Source organism: Klebsiella sp. ME-303 (assembly GCF_007910085.1).
GTDB classification, from domain to species: Bacteria; Pseudomonadota; Gammaproteobacteria; order Enterobacterales; family Enterobacteriaceae; genus Klebsiella; species Klebsiella michiganensis.
Map to the genome: position 1 here is coordinate 176,661 of NZ_VOJB01000072.1, position 16,207 is coordinate 192,867.

Sequence of the window (16,207 nt, forward strand, 5' to 3'; positions counted from 1 at the left end):
AGATCCTGTTTATTCTTTCAGGGCGGCGACCCCATCGGGGATCTGCTGCGGATGAATGATTTTTATCTGTTTGTGGCGGCCCAGTTCGCCTTTCTCAATAAGCACCTGGCTTTTCGCTACGCGAAACTGTTTGGCGAGGAATTTTACCAGATGGGCGTTGGCCTGGCCGTCAACGGGAGGCGCGGTAATGGCGACTTTAAGCTCGTCGCCATGTAAACCAACGATGCTGTCGCGGCTGGCCTTAGGCTGAATATACAGCCGTAAGACCAACCCATCAGCGCAGGCTTCGACGGCACTCATAGCGCCATCCACAGCCCCGGAAGCAGAACGTTGCCGGTAGCCTGCAACAGTTCGGCGATACCCATGTTGATCACGTACAGCAGCAGAACCAGCACCATCGGCGAGAAATCAATGCCGCCCATCGATGGCAGCAGTCTGCGGATCGGACGCAGCAGCGGATCGGCCAACTGCATCAGGACATATTCCACCGGGCTGCGTCCCTGGCTTACCCAGCTCATGATTGCCATGAGCAGGAGAACCCAGAAAATCAGCGAGCCGACGGTTTTAATGAGGATCAGCAGCGCGGAGATCCAGATAATCGGCTGGAAGGTGACGACCATAAACAGCACGATAGCTTTCACGACGCAGAGAATAAAGGCGACCAGCAGGGAGGCGCTGTCGAGCGGCCCCATCGCCGGGATAATGCGGCGCAGCGGCCCAACGACAGGCTGCGTAGCCTTGACCACGAACTGCGAAAACGGGTTATAAAAGTCGCAGCGCGCCCACTGCATCCAGACGCGTAACAACACGACCATTGTGTAAAGCTCAATGACCGTTGAGAGCAGGAAAGTCAACGTCTTCATGGCGTTCCTCAGATTCCTTATTTTTTGCTGTAGTCGCGCGCGCCGAAAATTGCGGTTCCGATGCGCACCATAGTGCTTCCCGCCGCGATGGCGGCTTCCATATCATCCGACATTCCCAGCGACAACGTATCGACGGTAGGGTAGTGCGTTTTTAGCCGCGCAAATGCTACCGCCATTTGTTGGGCGACGGCAAACTGCCTTACATATTCTGACTCTGGCGCGGGAATGGCCATTAAACCGCGCAGCTGCAGATTCGGCAGTTTCGCGATCTCTGCCGCCAGCGCGTCCAGCTCGTCAACGGGAATGCCCGACTTGCTCTGCTCATCGCTAATGTTGATTTGAATCAGCACGTTGAGTGGCGGCATGTGAGCAGGGCGCTGTTCACTGAGGCGAGCGGCGATTTTGAGTCGATCGACGGTATGGCACCAGTCAAAATGCTCGGCCACCAGGCGGCTTTTATTGGACTGCAGCGGCCCGATAAAGTGCCACTGTAGCCCGCTTGCCCCGGTCTCTTGAAAGTAGCGGATTTTCTCCACCCCTTCCTGAACATAGTTTTCGCCAAACGCGACCTGGCCTGCGGCCATCGCTTCTTCGATAGCGCTCGCAGGTTTCGTTTTACTGACTGCAAGCAGCGTAACTTCTTCTGGAGCACGGCCGCAGCGTGCGGCAGCGGCTGAGATTTTGTCCCGGACCTGTGCCAGGTTATGCGCAATATCGTTCATATACCGAGGATGAGTTATGGAACTGGAAGAAATAGTGGCCCTTAGTGTAAAGCATAACGTCTCCGATCTACACCTGTGCAATGCTTCAACGCCGCGCTGGCGTCGCCAGGGCAAGCTGGAGCCTGCGCCTTTTACCTCTCCGGATATTGGCAAGATACTCGCTGATTGGCTCAACGCCGAGCAGCTCGCCCAGTGGCAGGCCTGCGGGCAGGTTGATTTCGCGCTGGCTCCGGCCGGCGGCCCGCGCCTGCGCGCCAGCGCATTTGTCCACAACCGCGGCCTGTCGCTGGCCCTGCGTCTGCTGGCAGAAACCTGCCCGCAGCTGGCGGATCTCGGCGCGCCGGCCGCCTTAACGGAGCTGCTCAATGAGGAGAGCGGGCTTATCCTGGTCACGGGCGCCACCGGTAGCGGGAAATCCACCACCCTGGCGGCGATGGTGGGCTATCTTAATCAGCGCCTCAATGGCCATATCCTGACGCTGGAAGATCCGGTTGAGTTTATTCATCACAGCGAGCGCTGCCTGATCCAGCAGCGGGAAATCGGTCGCCACTGCCCCTCATTTGCCGCGGCCCTGCGCGCTGCGCTGCGTCAGGATCCGGATGTCATTCTGCTAGGGGAACTGCGTGACAGCGAAACGATCCGCCTGGCATTGACCGCGGCGGAGACCGGACATCTGGTTATGGCGACGCTGCATACGCGCGGTGCGGCACAGGCGGTTGAAAGGCTGGTGGATGTTTTTCCCGCTCAGGAGAAAGAGCAGGTTCGTAGCCAGCTGGCGGGAAGTTTATGCGCGGTGCTGGCACAAAAATTGTTTCCGGATACTGCTGGCGGAAGAGTTGCGCTATACGAGCTTTTGGTTAATACCCCGGCGGTGGCGAATTTGATCCGCGAGGGGAAAACGCATCAGCTGCCCGGCGTGATGCAAACCGGGCAGCAATTCGGGATGCAAACTTTTACGCAAAGCTTTCAGCAACGTACGGCTGCGGGTCTTTTATAGCTGCATCTTTTATATTCAGACATCATACCAATGGCTTGTTATGATAATGTTTTATTAATGTTTGGTATCATTATTTTATATTACAAATAAGTACCTAAAATTAAGCCGAATAATGCACGCTATGAAAAACGAATTGACATAAACCTCCCATAACCAGGAAAAAAGTTTGATAATCTTTTGACTCTCTTAAGGCATTCGATTTATGCTGTTTACAGGGATAGGAAAATTCCCATGGAATAATGTTTCAAGGTGTAAGTTTGGTTTGATTTTATAAATACACCAGCGATCGTATTCTTGTTAATTCATTTAACCGCTATGAAGGCGGGAATCAACTAAGGAGAGTTTTAAGTGATTAATTTATCTGAGAATTCGGCTTTTTCTCACCAGGTTACTTTTATTACTCACCCCTCTATTCAAAGCAAAGCATTCGCAACCTGGCTGGCTGAGAAGTTATCTGCGTCAGTCGTTCTGCAAAATATTAACAAACCCCTCGCGCAGCGTCTTTTGAAAGATTCTGTAATATTATTTGATATTGCAGTTTCAAATAAAAAGTTGAATAGCGTATGGCGTGACATTATTCGTTTACAGGCGGATAACCCCCGTTTATTGATTATCAATAGCGCGCAAAAGTATGAGCTCTACGAAATGGCGCAGTGGCCAGCGCTGTACGGCGTTTTCCGTCATGACGATGATGAATCGCGCTTAATTGAGGGCGTTAAGGCTGTGCTGAACGGCGAACAGACGGCTGAATTGAGCGTGATGCACCCGGCGATGTATGCTGCGGATCATGTATCGGCGCCTGCGGAAAATTCACCGCTGACCGAGCGTGAATGTGAAATCCTGAATGAACTTCGCTGCGGGGCGACCAATCTGGATATTGCCCGCGCGCTGTTTATCAGTGAAAACACGGTGCGTACCCATCTGTACAACGTGTTCCGTAAGCTAAGCGTGAAGAACCGGACTCAGGCGGTCAGCTGGGCGAATGAGCATTTGCGCCACTAAAAATGAAATCAGGATGATGGCGCCTGCCGCTGCGGTAGGGCGCCATCGTTGATGTTCAGAAACTTTGCTCGAAGTAGCTTTCCAGAATAATGACTGCAGAAGCGGAATCCACGCTGCCTTTATTGAGCGCCCGGAATCCACCGTGTTCGAATAGCCCGGCTCTGGCTTCAACCGTGCTCAGACGTTCATCATGCAGGGTTATTTGCACGCCGAATCGGCCGTGTATTTTATTCGCGAAGTTGCGCGCGCGCGCGGTGAGGGGCTGTTCCGTGCCGTCCATATTCAGCGGCAGGCCGACAATCACGGCTTCGGGCTGCCACTCTTTCAGCAGCTTTTCGATAATATTCCAGTCGGGCTTACCGTCCTGCGCTTTCAACGCGGGAAGGGGGCGGGCAGTGCCTGTGATGCGCTGCCCTACGGCGACGCCAATGCTTTTGGTGCCAAAATCAAAGCCTAAAAAAGTGCCGCTCATTACGCATGCCCCGCTTCGGCTGGCATCGTCACGATATCGATGCCAATGAGCTTCGCAGCATCGCGCCAGCGGTCAGCTATCGGCGTGCTGAACAAAATATTCCGATCGGCCGGCGCGGTGAGCCAGGCGTTATCCAGAATCTCTTGCTCCAGCTGGCCTTTCTCCCAGGAGGCATAGCCCAGCGCAACCAGCACGTTGTCCGGCTGTTTATCCGTACCCAGCGTTTCGAGCACGTCGCGGGAGGTGGTGATCACCGTGTTATCGGAAATACGAATGCTGGAAGAAAAGTCGGAAGGCGGCGAATGAAGTATAAAACCCCGATCCTCGGCCAGCGGGCCGCCAACCATCACCGGTTTATCCAGGCGAATCTCGGGATTGCGCGGTTCAGGCGTGATTTTTAACTTCTCCAGGATCCCTTCAACCTGCAGATTTTCCATCGGCTTATTGATGATGATGCCCATGGCACCGTCATCGTTATACTCGCAGATATAGACTACGGAGCGACGGAACATCGGGTCCTGGAGAGCAGGCATGGCAATTAGAAAGTGATGCTGTAAATTCATTGTCAGAGGTTCTGTTCCTGGTTCAAAAAAGCAGCACCCAGTATGCGGGTAAAGCAAGGGAGTGTCGATTCACTTTATCTTGCAGGCTCAAGGCGCGTTGCCGGTATGAACCTGAGCGTGAATCTCCTGAGCAGGCTCCAGGCTACAGGCGCTGGCCTGCAGCCTGAATAAGCGCTTTATTTATTGAGGCGCTTCTCGATGGCATCCATCAGCATCCCGGTAATGGAAATCGGGAAGGCGGCTTCGATTTCACGTACGCAGGTGGGGCTGGTGACGTTAATCTCCGTCAGGCGATCGCCGATGATATCCAGACCGACGAAGATTAAGCCTTTGGCCTTCAGCGTCGGGCCCACGCGGCGGGCGATGGCCCAGTCGCTTTCGGTCAGCGGGCGCGCTTCGCCACGACCACCGGCCGCAAGGTTACCGCGGGTTTCGCCGCCCTGCGGGATACGGGCCAGGCAGTAAGGAACCGGCTCGCCGTCAACCACCAGCACTCGCTTATCGCCATCTTTAATGGCCGGCAGATAGTTCTGCGCCATGCAGTAGCGGCTGCCCAGCTCGGTTAGCGTTTCGGTAATCACGCCGAGGTTGGGGTCACCCTCTTTAACGCGGAAAATGGAGGTGCCGCCCATACCGTCCAGCGGTTTGAGAATGACATCGCCATGTTTTTCCCAGAAGGCTTTCAGCTGGGCTTTATTACGGGTGACCAGCGTTTCCGGGGTCAGCTCGGAGAACCAGGCGGTAAACAGCTTTTCGTTACAGTCGCGCAGGCTCTGCGGCTTATTGACGATCAGCGTGCCTTGCTCTTCGGCGCGTTCGAGGATGTAGGTCGCGTAGATAAACTCGGTATCGAACGGCGGATCTTTACGCATCAGAATGACGTCAAGGTCCGCCAGAGGCAGATCCTGTTCGCCGTTGAACGCGTACCATTTATCGTAGTTCTGCTCGACGCTCAGCTTACGCGTACGGGCGCGGGCTTCGCCGTTGATTAAGTACAGATCGTTCATCTCCATATAATGGAGTTCATAGCCGCGACGCTGCGCCTCCAGCAACATGGCGAAGCTGGTGTCTTTCTTGATGTTGATGGTTGCGATGGGGTCCATCACGATGCCGAGCTTAATCATTGTTCTTCTCCGTTAACGCTTCAACCTAAGTCGCCAAAACGCACCTGCAGGGCGGTAATGGCAGTGAGCGCAGTTGTCTCTGTACGCAGAACGCGCGGTCCCAACAGGATATCAGTAAACCGGTAGCGAGCGGTCATCGCTATCTCTTCTGCCGAAAGCCCGCCTTCCGGGCCAATCAGCAGCCGGATACGTTCGACCGGCAGCGGCAGCGTATTAATGCTGGCGTTGGCGCGAGGGTGCAAATTAAGCTTCAGACCCTCGTCCTGCTCCGCGCACCAGGCTTCAAGCTGCATGGCGGGGCGGATCTCCGGCACCACGTTGCGGCCGCTTTGCTCGCAGGCGGCAATGGCGATTTTTTGCCACTGCTGGATCTTCTTCTGCAAACGTTCGGCGTCCAGTTTAACGCCACAGCGCTCGGAAAACAGTGGCGTTATGAGGCTTACGCCAAGTTCGATCGATTTCTGGATGGTGAATTCCATTTTTTCGCCGCGGGACATCACCTGGCCTAAATGGATATGCAGCGGGGATTCACGGTTATCCATTTTGCTGCTCTGAACGTCAACCAGAACGTTTTTCTTACCTGCCTCGACAATGACCGCCTCGAAGACCTGATTGCTGCCGTCAAAAAGCTCAATTGTCTGGCCTTTACCCATGCGTAAAACGCGACCGACGTGGTTGGCCGCGTCGTCGGAAAGGGCTATCTGGCTACCCGTGGTAATCGGTTCCGGGTGATGGATGCGAGGAATGCGCATGCTTGATATTCCGTTCTTTGCGCAGATATTCTCCTCCCCCATGGCAAGGGAAGGAGTGAAGCTGCAAATTAACAATTGCCGCTAGTGTAGGTTAGCTCTTTTGCGCCTGGCAAGCCTGCAGGACGTAAGGATTATGGTTGCCCTGAACTTTGGCAATACGCGCGTCGCGTTCGCACTCCCAGGTTGTTACCGGATACAGCTTATCCCAGGCGGTAAACAGCTGGGTTTGCTGGCGGGAAAGATTGAGCTGGTAGCGGTCGCGCATATAGAAGTAGGTTCTGGCGATAGCGCCCCGGGCGCGAGCCGGCGGCTCGGCAACTTTATCTTTAAAATCAACCTTCATCGCGCACTGGCCGTACTGGCCTTCGCCGCCGTTCCACTGGCTGTACATAAAGTTGGCGCGGTCGCCGTTGACCTCGCCGACCGCTGGCTGCAGGTTATGCATGTCGCTTTCCATCTTGCGGTATTCCGGATCTTTAGCGCAGTTTTTGCGCCCGCCGTCCTGCCAGCACTGACGCTGATGGCCAAACTGCCACGCGGGAACCACATGCTCCCACTCGACCCGGCTGGCGCGATTTTCATTTTTACGCACTTTATAGCCACAAGATTCCAGGTCGATAACCCCCTTTTTTCCCTGCCAGTTGATTTTACAGCCGCAGTAGAAATCGCCGGGGGCGTCGGCATTGACCTTGACCCCAGCGGTCTTGGCCTGAGAAAAACTGTTGATTCCTTCCGCTGCAAGCGGGGCGCATACCGCCGCGCTGAGAAACGCGGCAGCAAAAATATGAATACGGGACATCGTTAACTCCGTGTCAAAACGAGCCCGCAACGTATCGAATGTGATTGCCAGACGCAATCAGTCAGATCAGAAAATTTCCAGTTATTTCCGGAGATTACTTTTCCGCCACCAGAACATCTCCGCAGCGCACGCAGCGATAGGTGGCCTCCCCGCGCATCACGCGATTATGGCGGCGGACGGTAAGCTGGTGCTGCTGGCACTGGCAGCGGTAGGGGAAGGTATTTTTACGCACTGAATCGAGTTCGAAACGATGGGTGCGCAGAGCCGGAACGCCCAGCACGCTTTCCATCATCCATTTCCACTCTTTGCCGTGCGGCGCCACGCGGCCAAAGTGCTTCCATACCAGCAGGTGGGCCAGCTCGTGCGGCACGACTTCATCAATAAACGCCTGCTGGTTTTCCAGCAGCAGCACCGGGTTAAGGCGGATTTCGTTTTTCTCCAGCCAGGCGGTACCGGCGGAGGTTCCCCGCTGCTGATAAACCAGCACCGGTTCAGGGTAGCTTCGTCCCAGCTTGAGGTTCGCTTTGGCAAGATTTTCCCGCAGGCTGCGCATAACGGCCTGTTGAAGGGCAATGGGAATTCGGGGTGTTTTCATAGCGCCAGAGAATAGTGCGGCGGGATGAGGAGAGCAAGAAGAAGCTTCCTCCCGGGAGGGAGGAAGCGGGTTAGTCTAGTCGCGCGCGCCGATTTCGCGCAGCTTACGGCCTTTCATCAGGTTACGTTCGATATGTTCCAGCGAAACGTTTTTGGTTTCCGGGATTAGCCACAGGGTCAGGAAGATGAACAGGATGTTCAGGCCGCCATAGACCCAGAAGGTGTTGGCGCTGCCCAGCGAGTTCAGCATGGTCAGGAAGGTCGCGCCGACGATCATGTTGGCAATCCAGTTGGTGGCCGTTGAGCAGGTGATACCGAAATCACGCCCTTTCAGCGGCTGGATTTCGGAGCACAGCACCCAAATCAGCGGGCCGGCGCTCATCGCAAAGCCAACGATAAACATCAGCAGCATCAGGACGGCAAAGTACTGCGCCGTGGCGGAGTGGATGCCGATATGCATCATGCTGCCCAGCACGCCCATGCCGAGCGCCATAACGATAAAGCCGAGGATCAGCGTCGGCTTACGGCCCCAGCGGTCAACCAGTCCGATGGCGATAAAGGTCGCCAGAACGTTGGTCAGACCCACGATGACGGTTCCCCACATCTGTTCGGTGGTGTTGGTATAGCCCGCCAGTTCAAAAATCTTCGGCGCGTAGTACATGATGACGTTCATACCGGTGAACTGTTGCATCACCTGCAGCAGGACGCCGAGGAATACCGCACGGCGGAAGTTGCTGTTTTCTTTAAACAGCGACCAGCCGGACTGTTTTACCTTCAGGCTTTCGCGGATCTCATCCAGCTCGCGTTTCGCTTCAGCGCTGGTGTCGCGCAGGCGCAGCAGGACGCGTTCGGCGTCGACAAAGCGGCGCTTAGCGGCAAACCAGCGCGGGCTGTCAGGCAGGAAAACCACGCCAATCAGCAACAGCACCGCTGGGATAATAATCACCCCGAGCATCCAGCGCCAGGCGCCGCTGTAGCTGAATGCCGTATCGGAAAGATAGGCGCCGAGAATACCAATGGTAATCATCAGCTGATACATCGAAATCATGCTGCCGCGGATTTTTTCCGGGGCGATTTCAGACAGATACAGCGGGGCGGTGTAGGAGGCGACGCCTACGGCCAGGCCGAGCAGCACGCGGGAGAGCAGCAGCACTTCCACGTTCGGTGCGGCGGCGGAGAACAGCGAGCCGGCAACGAACAGGATGGCGCCAATCATCAGGCTTTTTTTACGCCCGAGTTTGAAGGAGAGCCAGCCGCTGCCCACCGCGCCGACGGCGGCGCCGAACATCATGGAGCTGACCACCCACTCCTGAGTGTGGGCGCTTATCTGGAACTCGTTGGCAATAAAGGGTAAGGCACCCGCAATAACACCGATATCAAGGCCGAACAGCAGGCCAGCCAGTGCGGCGAGGAAACAGACAAAGAACGTCATCGTCTTGTTGGAACGCCCTTGTTTTTTGTTGTCAGGCATAACGCCCTCCGGTTGAGTTATTGATCTTGTCGATGCGTAGGGTAGGTAAATACGTCGTAAAAAAATGTGATAGTAATCACGGCTGTGTAATCGGTTACACTAGAGTAAAGAAACGTAATGACTATAAACGCATTTAAATCAGTATATTAATTAAGTTTAGCTCAAGAAATTAAAAGCGCTAATCGGACTTTACTGAAATATTGTGTAACAAAGTGAAGTCTTATTACATTTTGCATGCAATAACGGAAAAGGTTTGCTCTGCATATGATGTAATCGCTTCCATAATAGGGATGTTGCAGGCGGTATGCCGGGCGGCTGAGGGGCGTAAAATAAAAAGGCCAGCGCGGGGCTGGCCTTGAAAGTGAGGAGAGCGGCGTCTTATTTCAGACCGGACGCTTCGCGCAGCTGGGCCGCTTTGTCGGTTTTTTCCCACGGGAAATGCTCGCGGCCAAAGTGGCCGTATGCCGCCGTCTCTTTGTAGATCGGGTGCAGCAGATCCAGCATCTGAATCAGGCCATACGGACGCAGATCAAAGAACTCGCGCACCAGCAGGGTCAGCTGCTCAGAAGGCACTTTTTCGGTACCGAAGGTTTCAACCATGATTGAAGTTGGCTCCGCCACGCCGATGGCGTAGGAAACCTGGATTTCGCAACGATCGGCCAGGCCGGCGGCAACGATGTTTTTCGCCACATAGCGCGCCGCGTAGGCCGCAGAACGGTCCACTTTAGACGGATCTTTACCGGAAAACGCGCCGCCGCCGTGACGAGCCATGCCGCCGTAGGTATCAACGATGATTTTACGCCCGGTCAGGCCGCAGTCGCCCATGGGGCCGCCGATAACAAAACGGCCGGTTGGGTTGATAAAGAATTTGGTCGCGCTGTTCAGCCACTCGGTCGGCAGAACCGGTTTGATGATCTCTTCCATCACCGCTTCCTGCAGCGATTTCTGATCGATGCTTTCGGCGTGCTGTGTGGAGAGAACGACCGCATCAATACCAACAACTTTGCCGTCGTCGTACTGGAAGGTGACCTGGCTTTTCGCATCCGGGCGCAGCCACGGCAGGGTGCCGTTTTTACGCACTTCAGCCTGACGCTGCACCAGACGGTGCGCATAGGTGATCGGCGCAGGCATCAGCACGTCGGTTTCGTTAGTGGCGTAGCCAAACATCAGGCCCTGGTCGCCCGCGCCCTGTTCCAGCGGATCGGCGCGGTCAACGCCCTGGTTGATGTCCGGAGACTGTTTACCGATGGCGCTCAGCACCGCGCAGGAGTTGGCGTCAAAGCCCATATCGGAATGCACGTAGCCAATTTCACGGACCGTGTTGCGGGTGATCTCTTCGATATCAACCCATGCGCTGGTGGTGATTTCACCACCGACCAGAACCATACCGGTTTTGACGTAGGTTTCACATGCTACGCGCGCTTTCGGATCCTGTTCGAGGATCGCATCCAGCACGGCGTCGGAGATTTGGTCAGCAATTTTGTCGGGATGCCCTTCTGATACGGACTCTGACGTAAAGAGGTGTTTTGCCATGTTTTATTTCACCTGTGGACGATTCGGGTAGCTCATACTGTTGTGTAGAATGGCTTTGACGGATGACTCTACCAAAGCTTGCAGGTAGTGACACGAGCAGTCTGAGTGTTAATCAGTATAGATGGATTAACTTCTGGACGGCTATTTTAGGGCAGTTCTTGACCCCATTTCCAGCCTTTTTTGATATTCGTCGCATTTATAGAAAAAGGGCGGTGGCAATTTTTCCTGACAATACCCGGCAACGCGCATATTTTTATTTTGCTTTTTACCCCGCTTCTCGGTATAAAACGCCGCGCGCGGCTCATTAAAACAGCGTACGAGCACTCACCTCGTGACGCCACTTCCAGCCGGGTTAAGCAGTCTCTATTGACAGAGTCCCGCAGCGGCGTTTTCGCTGGCTGTCCGGAACCTATAGCTTTGGCTTGTCGCTGGCCCGACTCGGGGCAGTGTGGAGGTGATACCAGATAATGAACCCACGTTTTTCGCCTGATTCGTCGCGTCGTTCCGTCGCGCGTCACTACTCCTCAATCCGCATCTCTCTCATGCAAACCAGCCGATGTTCTACCCATCTCGGCGCTTCTCAGGATTCCCGGGCCGGCAGGCTGCTGGAAAACTGAACAAGGGCGCTCTTGCGATAGCAAGGGTTTTCTCGTGGTTTCTCCGGACTGTCATACTCCGTTCGGGTACGTGTTTTACGATGATATGAATAAGAAACCGGTCGCTCAGCCGCAAGACCAGCACTATCTACTGGGATTTCGGACTGTTTATGGGTTGTTATCGCTTCTTCGGATTGCGATAGTAGTCAACTGTTTTACACTTGTTACTAAATTTGAGGTTCGCTATGTCTGACGACATGTCCTTATCTTCGCCTTCGTCAGCAGGCGATCACGGTGTACTACGTTCCATGCAGGAGGTTGCGATGAGCTCCCAGGAAGCCAGCAAGATGCTACGTACTTACAATATTGCCTGGTGGGGTAATAACTACTACGACGTTAACGAACTGGGCCATATTAGCGTCTGCCCGGATCCTGACGTCCCGGAAGCGCGCGTTGACCTTGCCGAGCTGGTGAAAGCGCGTGAAGCTCAGGGGCAGCGCCTGCCTGCGCTGTTCTGCTTCCCGCAGATTTTGCAGCACCGCCTGCGTTCGATTAACGCCGCCTTTAAACGCGCGCGCGAATCTTATGGCTATAACGGTGACTACTTCCTGGTTTATCCGATCAAGGTTAACCAGCATCGTCGCGTGATTGAATCGCTGATCCACTCCGGCGAGCCGCTGGGCCTGGAAGCCGGCTCCAAGGCCGAGCTGATGGCGGTACTGGCGCACGCCGGTATGACCCGCAGCGTGATTGTCTGTAACGGTTATAAAGACCGTGAATATATCCGCCTGGCGCTGGTGGGCGAAAAGATGGGCCACAAGGTCTATCTGGTCATCGAGAAAATGTCCGAAATCGCCATCGTGCTGGAAGAGGCCGAGCGGCTGAACGTGGTGCCGCGTCTCGGCGTGCGCGCGCGTCTGGCTTCGCAGGGCTCCGGTAAGTGGCAGTCCTCCGGCGGCGAAAAGTCCAAATTTGGCCTCGCGGCGACCCAGGTTCTGCAGCTGGTTGAAATTCTGCGCTCAGCCGGGCATCTGGACAGCCTGCAGCTGCTGCACTTCCACCTTGGCTCGCAGATGGCCAATATTCGCGATATCGCCACCGGCGTGCGTGAATCGTCGCGTTTCTACGTTGAGCTGCACAAGCTGGGCGTGAATATTCAGTGCTTCGACGTTGGCGGCGGTCTCGGCGTCGACTATGAAGGGACCCGTTCGCAGTCCGACTGCTCGGTGAACTATGGCCTGAACGAATACGCCAACAACATCATCTGGGCGATTGGCGATGCCTGTGAAGAGAACGGCCTGCCGCACCCGACGGTGATCACCGAATCCGGCCGCGCGGTCACGGCGCACCACACCGTGCTGGTATCGAATATTATCGGCGTTGAGCGTAACGAATATACCGAGGCGACCCCGCCCGCGGAAGACGCCGCGCGTCCGCTGCAAAGCATGTGGGAAACCTGGCAGGAGATGCAGGAAACCGGCAATCGCCGCTCGCTGCGCGAATGGCTGCACGACAGCCAGATGGATCTGCACGATATTCATATCGGCTACTCCTCCGGCACCTTTAATCTTCAGGAGCGCGCCTGGGCCGAGCAGCTGTATCTCAATATGTGCCATGAAGTGCAGAAACAGCTCGATCCCAGCAACCGCGCGCATCGCCCGATTATCGACGAACTGCAGGAGCGTATGGCGGATAAGATCTACGTCAACTTCTCCCTGTTCCAGTCGATGCCGGACGCCTGGGGTATCGATCAGCTATTCCCGGTGATGCCGCTGGAAGGGCTGAATATGGTGCCGGAACGCCGCGCGGTGCTGCTGGATATCACCTGCGACTCCGACGGCGCGATTGACCACTATGTGGATGGCGACGGTATTGCGACCACCATGCCGATGCCGGAATACGATCCGGATAACCCGCCGATGCTGGGCTTCTTTATGGTAGGCGCCTATCAGGAGATCCTCGGCAATATGCACAACCTGTTCGGCGATACGGAAGCCGTCGACGTGTTTGTCTTCCCTGACGGCAGCGTCGAAGTGGAGCTGTCTGATGAAGGGGATACCGTCGCGGATATGCTGCAGTACGTGCAGCTCGATCCGAACACGCTGTTGACCCAGTTCCGCGATCAGGTGAAAAAGACCGATCTCGACGCTGACCTGCAGCAGCAGTTCCTTGAAGAGTTCGAGGCCGGTTTATACGGCTACACTTATCTGGAAGACGAGTGATCTATGCCCTCTCCGTAGCGGAGAGGGAAGAGGGAGAGAGAGGCCTGGTTCACCACTTGCCAGACTCACTTGAACGCGTAGACATTTACGGCGATAATTCGCCCAACTAAGCAGTAAACTCATTCAAACCCTTCCTCGTCGGGCCTAACGACGCGGAAGGGTTTTTTTATATTTGTATTTCAATACAACGACTGTAAAAGAGGTCATACCCATGAGCACCTTAGGTCATCAATACGATAACTCCTTGGTATCCAACGCATTTGGTTTTCTGCGTCTACCGATGAATTTCATGCCGTACGACAGCGATGCGGACTGGGTCATCACCGGCGTACCGTTTGATATGGCGACCTCCGGACGCGCGGGCGGCCGTCATGGCCCGGCGGCGATCCGCCAGGTGTCGACGAACCTTGCGTGGGAGCACAACCGCTTCCCGTGGAATTTTGACATGCGCGAGCGCCTGAACGTCGTGGACTGCGGCGATCTGGTTTACGCCTTCGGCGACGCGCGTGAAATGAGTGAAAAGCTGCAGGCCCACGCGGAAAAACTGCTGGCGGCAGGAAAACGCATGCTCTCTTTTGGCGGCGACCACTTTGTGACGCTGCCGCTGCTGCGCGCTCACGCGAAGCACTTTGGCAAAATGGCGCTGGTGCATTTCGACGCCCATACCGATACCTACGCCAATGGCTGCGAATTTGACCACGGCACCATGTTCTACACCGCGCCCAACGAAGGCCTGATCGATCCGAATCATTCGGTGCAGATCGGTATCCGTACCGAGTTTGATAAAGACAACGGCTTCACGGTGCTGGATGCGGGCCAGGTTAACGATCGCAGCGTTGACGATGTGATTGCGCAGGTGAAACAGATCGTCGGCGATATGCCGGTGTACCTGACCTTTGATATCGACTGCCTGGATCCGGCGTTTGCCCCGGGTACCGGTACGCCGGTGATCGGCGGCCTGACTTCCGATCGTGCGATCAAGCTGGTGCGCGGCCTGAAGGATCTGAACATCGTCGGCATGGACGTGGTGGAAGTCGCTCCGGCCTACGACCAGTCCGAAATCACCGCCCTGGCGGCGGCGACGCTGGCGCTGGAAATGCTCTACATTCAGGCGGCGAAAAAAGGCGAATAATCAGGTCGCTCACAGCGTGCGTTTTCCTCGAACGACCTGGAGGCGCAGTGCTTGCACCGGCCTAAGAATAAGTGCAGGTTGTGTTGCCGGGTAAGGTGTGAGCCGCTACCCGGCATACCGATAAGCTCCCCCAATTCTGTTTGTTATGCCACTTGGGGAGCCGGGGCTTACTTAATCCCGTCGGCCTTCATGCGATCGCGGATATGCTGAGCGCGGGCTTCCGATGCCGGGTGGTCATCAAACATGGAGCTTTGGCGTCCGGCTTCCAGCTGCGCCAGTTTCTCGAAGCTGGTGGCAAGTCCTGCCGGATTAATGCCGCGCTTGCGCAGCAGATCGTACGAGTAGTCGTCCGCTTCCGATTCCTGACGCTGGGAGAACTGCGAGTTCACCAGCTTCTCGCCCAGATCGCCCAGCTGCGACTGCGACAGGCTGCCGACGATGCCGCCCGCGGAGGCCGCCGCCGCGCGTACCGCGTTGGTGCCCAGCGCTACCTGCATCCCTTTCTTCACGTGGCCCAGCGCGACGTGACCCATTTCGTGGCCGATAACCGCTTCGACTTCATTATCATTCATCAAATCCATCAGTCCGCTGTAAACGCGGATGCAGCCGTTAGCCATGGCGAAGGCGTTAACGTCTTTAGTTTGATACACCTTGTAGTTCACCGGCTGGCCGTTGATGTTGTCCCCCAGCGCGGCGGCGATTTTACTCAGGCGTTTGCTGTATTCACTGCTGGCAGGCGCGATAGTCGCTTTCGCATCCATCTCCTGACAGGCTTTGTCGCTTAAGGCTTTCACCTGCTCGTCGCTGAGTGAATAAGCCTGGAAAGCCTCCGCGCCGGAGCTAAGCAGGCCGTTGGAATCCATGTTCTGGCATCCGGTAAGCGTGGCTGCGATCCCAAGGGCAAGAAGAGCTGAGCGAATTTTCATTTTTTATCTTCCACAATCTTATGGTTATTTATCCGAAAAAACGGCGATGGCTGCCTGCCGTATCCTGTGCAAATTATAAATACTATATGAGAATGCGGGCGAGAGGATTACGCCGTAGCACAACGTGTTCCAGAGATTTCTTAAACGGCAAAAGGATGCTCCATGTACATGCTTTGCCGCTTAGGTTACATTGTTCACACTTTTTTCCGGCGTAGCCCAAAACGCGCTGTCGTCAAGTCGTTGCGGGCATGGCCTTCATTATCCGATCTGGAGTCAAAATGTCCTCACGTAAAGAGCTTGCTAACGCTATTCGTGCGCTGAGCATGGACGCAGTACAGAAAGCCAAATCCGGTCACCCGGGTGCCCCGATGGGTATGGCTGACATTGCCGAAGTCCTGTGGCGTGATTTCCTGAATCATAACCCGCAGAACCCGTCATG

General features: G+C 55.4%; 19 protein-coding genes. 7 read left to right on the forward strand and 12 right to left on the reverse strand.

Going from position 1 to position 16,207, the window contains the following annotated elements; genetic code table 11:
* Positions 1-9: 9 nt before the first annotated feature.
* Genes yggU through FQK12_RS11605 form a run of 3 tightly spaced genes read right to left on the reverse strand, consistent with a single transcriptional unit; the run spans position 10 to position 1,585 of the window.
* Positions 10-300, reverse strand: a complete 291-nt coding sequence (gene yggU / locus FQK12_RS11595; RefSeq protein WP_004854155.1) for a DUF167 family protein YggU — start codon at positions 298-300, stop codon at positions 10-12.
* The gene (locus FQK12_RS11600; protein ID WP_004105714.1) at positions 297-863 is read right to left on the reverse strand and encodes a YggT family protein; all 567 of its coding nucleotides are present in this window, start codon (positions 861-863) and stop codon (positions 297-299) included. The genes yggU and FQK12_RS11600 overlap by 4 nt, the downstream gene beginning before the upstream one ends.
* Before the next feature lie 17 nt (positions 864-880).
* Positions 881-1,585 (reverse strand): YggS family pyridoxal phosphate-dependent enzyme, encoded by a 705-nt coding sequence (locus FQK12_RS11605; RefSeq protein ID WP_014226839.1) that lies wholly within the window; start codon positions 1,583-1,585, stop codon positions 881-883.
* A gap of 16 nt (positions 1,586-1,601) precedes the next feature.
* On the opposite strand from FQK12_RS11605, the gene FQK12_RS11610 reads away from it, so the two are divergent.
* Both FQK12_RS11610 and FQK12_RS11615 read left to right on the forward strand, forming a co-directional pair.
* The gene (locus FQK12_RS11610) at positions 1,602-2,582 is read left to right on the forward strand and encodes a type IV pilus twitching motility protein PilT (protein WP_014226838.1); all 981 of its coding nucleotides are present in this window, start codon (positions 1,602-1,604) and stop codon (positions 2,580-2,582) included.
* A gap of 348 nt (positions 2,583-2,930) precedes the next feature.
* A complete protein-coding gene (locus FQK12_RS11615; protein WP_014226837.1) occupies positions 2,931-3,584 on the forward strand; it encodes a LuxR C-terminal-related transcriptional regulator in 654 nt (217 codons plus the stop codon).
* Positions 3,585-3,639: 55 nt separating this feature from the next.
* On the opposite strand, the gene ruvX is transcribed toward FQK12_RS11615, so the two are convergent.
* The 8 genes from ruvX to metK form a co-directional block, all read right to left on the reverse strand.
* Positions 3,640-4,056 (reverse strand): Holliday junction resolvase RuvX, encoded by a 417-nt coding sequence (gene ruvX / locus FQK12_RS11620; protein ID WP_014226836.1) that lies wholly within the window; start codon positions 4,054-4,056, stop codon positions 3,640-3,642.
* Positions 4,056-4,619 (reverse strand): YqgE/AlgH family protein, encoded by a 564-nt coding sequence (locus FQK12_RS11625; protein WP_014226835.1) that lies wholly within the window; start codon positions 4,617-4,619, stop codon positions 4,056-4,058. Before FQK12_RS11625 ends, ruvX begins: the two co-directional genes overlap by 1 nt.
* Positions 4,620-4,795: 176 nt before the next feature.
* Positions 4,796-5,743 (reverse strand): glutathione synthase, encoded by a 948-nt coding sequence (gene gshB / locus FQK12_RS11630; protein ID WP_014226834.1) that lies wholly within the window; start codon positions 5,741-5,743, stop codon positions 4,796-4,798.
* Positions 5,744-5,763: 20 nt separating this feature from the next.
* Entirely contained in the window at positions 5,764-6,495 is a 732-nt protein-coding gene (rsmE, locus tag FQK12_RS11635; protein ID WP_014226833.1) for a 16S rRNA (uracil(1498)-N(3))-methyltransferase, read from the reverse strand.
* A gap of 91 nt (positions 6,496-6,586) precedes the next feature.
* Positions 6,587-7,294 carry a deoxyribonuclease I gene (gene endA, locus FQK12_RS11640; RefSeq protein ID WP_014226832.1) on the reverse strand — a complete coding sequence of 236 codons (708 nt, stop codon included), beginning with the start codon at positions 7,292-7,294 and terminating at the stop codon, positions 6,587-6,589.
* Between the two features lie 94 nt (positions 7,295-7,388).
* Positions 7,389-7,889, reverse strand: coding sequence for a SprT family zinc-dependent metalloprotease (locus FQK12_RS11645; RefSeq protein ID WP_014226831.1), 501 nt, complete (start codon positions 7,887-7,889; stop codon positions 7,389-7,391).
* 75 nt (positions 7,890-7,964) lie between these two features.
* A complete protein-coding gene (locus FQK12_RS11650; RefSeq protein ID WP_004854145.1) occupies positions 7,965-9,359 on the reverse strand; it encodes a sugar porter family MFS transporter in 1,395 nt (464 codons plus the stop codon).
* Between the two features lie 378 nt (positions 9,360-9,737).
* On the reverse strand, positions 9,738-10,892 hold the full coding sequence (gene metK / locus FQK12_RS11655) for a methionine adenosyltransferase (RefSeq protein WP_014226830.1): 1,155 nt from the start codon (positions 10,890-10,892) through the stop codon (positions 9,738-9,740).
* A 467-nt stretch (positions 10,893-11,359) separates the two neighbouring features.
* Here metK and FQK12_RS27305 point away from each other — a divergent pair, with 467 nt between their 5' ends.
* The 4 genes from FQK12_RS27305 to speB all read left to right on the forward strand — a co-directional run bounded on the left by FQK12_RS27305 (position 11,360) and on the right by speB (position 14,842).
* A complete protein-coding gene (locus FQK12_RS27305) occupies positions 11,360-11,509 on the forward strand; it encodes a hypothetical protein (protein ID WP_155774231.1) in 150 nt (49 codons plus the stop codon).
* An 85-nt stretch (positions 11,510-11,594) separates the two neighbouring features.
* On the forward strand, positions 11,595-11,741 hold the full coding sequence (gene yqgB / locus FQK12_RS11660; protein WP_014226828.1) for an acid stress response protein YqgB: 147 nt from the start codon (positions 11,595-11,597) through the stop codon (positions 11,739-11,741).
* Positions 11,734-13,710 carry a biosynthetic arginine decarboxylase gene (gene speA, locus FQK12_RS11665; protein WP_014226827.1) on the forward strand — a complete coding sequence of 659 codons (1,977 nt, stop codon included), beginning with the start codon at positions 11,734-11,736 and terminating at the stop codon, positions 13,708-13,710. Before yqgB ends, speA begins: the two co-directional genes overlap by 8 nt.
* A 211-nt stretch (positions 13,711-13,921) precedes the next feature.
* On the forward strand, positions 13,922-14,842 hold the full coding sequence (speB, locus tag FQK12_RS11670) for an agmatinase (protein ID WP_004205166.1): 921 nt from the start codon (positions 13,922-13,924) through the stop codon (positions 14,840-14,842).
* Positions 14,843-15,009: 167 nt separating this feature from the next.
* Here the strand turns inward: speB and FQK12_RS11675 are convergent, their stop codons facing one another.
* The gene (locus tag FQK12_RS11675) at positions 15,010-15,768 is read right to left on the reverse strand and encodes a M48 family metallopeptidase (RefSeq protein ID WP_014226826.1); all 759 of its coding nucleotides are present in this window, start codon (positions 15,766-15,768) and stop codon (positions 15,010-15,012) included.
* Between the two features lie 278 nt (positions 15,769-16,046).
* On the opposite strand from FQK12_RS11675, the gene FQK12_RS11680 reads away from it, so the two are divergent.
* On the forward strand, positions 16,047-16,207 hold a 161-nt coding region (locus tag FQK12_RS11680; protein ID WP_185774734.1), incomplete at its 3' end, for a hypothetical protein.